The sequence below is a fragment of the Bartonella rattaustraliani AUST/NH4 genome, assembly GCF_000312565.1.
Taxonomy (GTDB): domain Bacteria; phylum Pseudomonadota; class Alphaproteobacteria; order Rhizobiales; family Rhizobiaceae; genus Bartonella; species Bartonella rattaustraliani.
In genome coordinates this window covers 1-4,042 of record NZ_CALW02000098.1, presented here as the reverse complement: position 1 = coordinate 4,042, position 4,042 = coordinate 1, and the positions used below count along the sequence as shown (strand labels likewise).

The 4,042-nt window shown below is 42.5% G+C and carries 3 protein-coding genes; all 3 read left to right on the top strand.

Annotation, left to right across the window (positions count from 1 at the left end):
- Positions 1–437: 437 nt before the first annotated feature.
- Positions 438–1,955, top strand: a complete 1,518-nt coding sequence (locus tag BN67_RS12350) for a portal protein (RefSeq protein ID WP_019224133.1) — start codon at positions 438–440, stop codon at positions 1,953–1,955.
- Positions 1,956–1,966: 11 nt separating this feature from the next.
- A complete protein-coding gene (locus BN67_RS11035; RefSeq protein WP_019224132.1) occupies positions 1,967–2,827 on the top strand; it encodes a hypothetical protein in 861 nt (286 codons plus the stop codon).
- A 94-nt stretch (positions 2,828–2,921) separates the two neighbouring features.
- On the top strand, positions 2,922–4,042 hold a 1,121-nt coding region (locus BN67_RS11030), incomplete at its 3' end, for a N4-gp56 family major capsid protein (protein ID WP_019224131.1).

Below are 4,042 nucleotides of genomic sequence, written 5' to 3'. Positions count from 1 at the left end.
ATCAAATGAGATATAAAGCACGCATAATCTTATGACTACAATAGAAAGTCATTTTAATCACTAAACAGTTTCAAACATTCAATCCTCTTTTAGAAATTTTACTGCCATAAGCAATTCAATTGTTAAGATGTGATTTAAACACATGCAATTATGTTGATTGGATAATTCAAACGATTGCGTCTAATAGTAACTATCGATTTTATAATCAAAACGTATTATGAATTATTATAAATGATTACTGCTTTTGAATGCCCACATGCGTTATAAGATTTGTGTCATGATTTGCTTTTCATGCTTTGTTCATACATGGCAATTGTTGATAAAAAAGGGTCAATTGAATCACATATAAAAGTGTGGATTCTTAAGTGGATTCATATAAAATAATTGCATACAAACTATTGACTTTATTTTGTTTTTTATGATAATATCCCTTTAAAATGGTTTGGGATAGCACGGCGGTGCAACCAAATTTAACCGATGCACAGCGGCTTTGGTATGTCGATCGCAAGCCTTTGTCGGTTGCCAAACAAATGTTTCCTGAGAACCACTGGTCGGAATTGAATGCAGATTGGGCTTGCAATGGAGGTTGCTCCTATGACGGTGTTCATCACAATGATCTTGATGACTACAATGATGAGAAGAGCTTTGATGTCGAAAATGGGCGTCGAATGGTTACGCTTGTGGAATGCCGTTGGTTTGAAAGCGAAGAGTTTTATAAAGCGCCTGATCTAGAGACGGGTGAATTGCGTGATTACAGCCGGCAAGAGTTTGAACAACTTTGTTGTGTCATGCCAGATATTCAAGGAGCAAAATACAACAAAAAGGTTGTGAGACGTGCTTTTTTAGGCAAAAAACTGTTATCCCCGCCTGATCAACCTTTGGTGCCATCTGGGCAATTGGGGTGGGAGTGTATCACGGGTTATTTTGATAAGATCCAGCGCCAATTTTATGGGGTTGTACGCCCCACGAAAGATCCCCAACGTTGGGCAAATAAGTATTTTAGTCAAGTGATGAACATTCTTAATAGCCAATCCAAAGGCGGTCTTATGGCAGAGCGTGGTGCTTTTGAGGATGAACGGGAGGCGGCACAAAGCTGGGCAAGGGCAGACAGTATTACCATACTCAAACAAGGGGCATTGGCTGCGGGTAAGATCCAACCAAAGCCGATCGCACAGTTTCCAACGGGTTTTTTCCAGTTGTTTCATGAGGCGAAGGAGGCGATTAACCAGGTCACGGGATTATCACCTGAATTTATTGGCACGCGTGAGGTGACACAAGCAGGTATTTTAGAGGCACAGCGTCGTCAATCCAGTCTAAACCTCCTTGCATGTTTGTTTGATGGCTTGCGTTTGTATCGACAACGTCAAGGGAAGATTATTTTGCACCTGATTCAGAATTATTTGTCTGATGGGCGTTTGGTGCGCATTTCAGGAGAGGAGAATGCACAATATATTCCCTTAACGCGTGAGGCTGTGACAAGTGTTGATTATGACATTGTTGTTGATGATGCGCCCACCAGCCCGAATGAAAAAGAACGCACTTTTGGCATTATTACACAGCTCCTCCCGTTGCTACAAAATGCAATTACGCCGGATATTATGATTGATTTATTGCGTTATTCACCCTTGCCAGCGTCTTTACTTAATCGTGTGAGTGGGAAGTTCCAGCAGCAACAACAGATGGCACAGCAAGAACAGCAAGGTCAACAAATAGATCCTGAAACGCAAATGAAGTTGCAAGAAAAGCAGCAAGATATGGAGGCAAAAGCCCAGATTCATCAGATGGATCTACAACAAAAGGGGATTGATCTGTTCATGAGTCAAAAGAAAGCAGAATTAGAGGCTCAGATGATGCAGCAACGCCACGATCTTGAAAGGCAAAAGCTTCTGAATGATCAGGCACATAATCAGATTATGCGTGAACGAATGGCACTGCATAGATATTTAAATGTTTAGAAAGGTGAAAGATGAATACAGAAGCGAATGAATACCATGAAGATTTGCAAGAGATAGAAGATGTGCAAGATGAGAGTGCTCTTGATGAGGTGGATGTCTCTAGTAATGAGGAAACACCGGTAGAGAGCGATCCCCAATCTTCATCATACGCCGTTTCTACTATAGACCAGCAACGCGCTGAAGAGCAAGCCGCAAAAGCCCGTGAGGCACTTGCAAAGTTTCATGAAGTTCAACCTTATGCAGCTGATGATCAAGGTGAGGGGACAGCACCGGATCCTGGTCAAGACATTATTGGCTATATCAAGTGGATGGGAGACAAACTTCAAGAGCAAGATGCTTTTATTAGGGCACAGCAGCAAGCGCACCAGCAGGCATTCGAACAACAGCAATATCATGGGCATTTAAATCAGTTTTTAGAAAGTTCTGTGAAGGCGATCCAGGGGAAATACAGTGATTTTGATGCGGCTGCAGACTTTCTTTATAACACCCGCGCGACACAGTTGAGTGCTTGGTCGACTATTTACCCTGCTTATGCGCATAGAGAGACAATTGACGGTATTATTGGAGATGAATTGCGCACCGTTGTGGCAAATTGTGCAGAGAAAGGGGTTAATCCAGCAGAAGAGATCTATAGATTAGCACAAAATCTTGGCTATCAAGCAAAGGGTGTTCAAGCCAATCATCAGTTAGCAGCATTGGAAAATCGGCAAAACTCTTCCAAAACGTTAACAGCGTCTGGTGGCACGGGGAGTGGGGGCTCTATGACCAAGGAAACAATCGCCAATATGTCTGAAAGAGAATTCAATGCTTGGATAAGCAATCCCAAAAATGAGGCAGTTTTTAATGAACTCATGGGTGTTGGTACAGACTAAGCAGTAAAATAGAGAGGATAACCCGCATTCTTACGGGTTTTAACGCCGGCTTTTTAGTCGGTTTTTTTTTAATCTTAAGTAAAGGGAAAAAGAAATGGCAGTCTCATCGATACAAATTAATGACCCACAAGCGGTCAAGCTTTGGTCGCAAAAACTCAGTCATGAAGTTTTGAAAACCACGAAAATAGCGCCGCTTATCGGGGATAGTTCGAATAGCATTATCCAAGTTTATAATGAAACGAATAAAAAGTCTGGTGACAGCGTTACATTCAGCCTTCTTGTGAATCTGCTTGGGGATGGTGTGAGTGAAGGGCAAACGCTTGAAGGAAATGAAGAAGCCCTTCAATTTATGAATGATAGGCTTGTTATCAACGAGCTTTTGCATGCGGTGCGCGTGGAAAACCAAGGGTCGATTTCGCAACAAAGAATTCTTCCGAATTTGCGTAAGAATGCCAAAGACGCTTTGTCTCGTTGGTATGCAAGTCGTTTGAGCCTCATGTTCTTCCTGCAAGTCTGTGGCTATACAGCCCCCACAATCACGGTTCATGGTCGCGATCTTACTATTCGTCCGGTTCATTATGGCTTTAATCCTATTATGGAACCAAGTAAAGAACGTATTATCCGTCCAGATGGCAAAACTAAGGATGAAGATCTCAATGATAAGGCAAAACACAGCTTTAGCCTTAAATTGATTGATGAGGCTGTTTTGAAGGCTAAACTTGCTGATCCTTATATTACTCCCGTCACGATAGATGGTGATGAGGTTTATGTGATGTATTTGCATCCGACACAAGTCAAGCAATTGCGCACCAATACAGCTGAGGGTGAATGGTTAGATATTCAGAAAGCGGTTTATGCGACCTCGCGTAAGAAGAACCCAATCTTTGATGGGTCTCTTGGCATGTATAATGGTGTTGTTTTACGTGAGGCAAGAGAGGTTACGCATGGTGTTAAGTCAACAGATAGTACAGCGGTGAAAACGGTCCGTCGTGCGGTGTTACTGGGGGCACAGAGCGCGGTTATAGGTTTTGGAAAAAATCATAGTGCCACCAATTACACTCTTAAGGAAGAGTTCTTTGATTATGAACGTGAGTTTGGTGTTGCAGCAAAGACGCTGATCGGCATGAAAAAAACACGTTTCCAAATGCCAGGCAGTGCTCAGACGGCTCAGGATTTTGGAACGATTGTTGTGCCCACCTATAGTGGTGAAGCAGC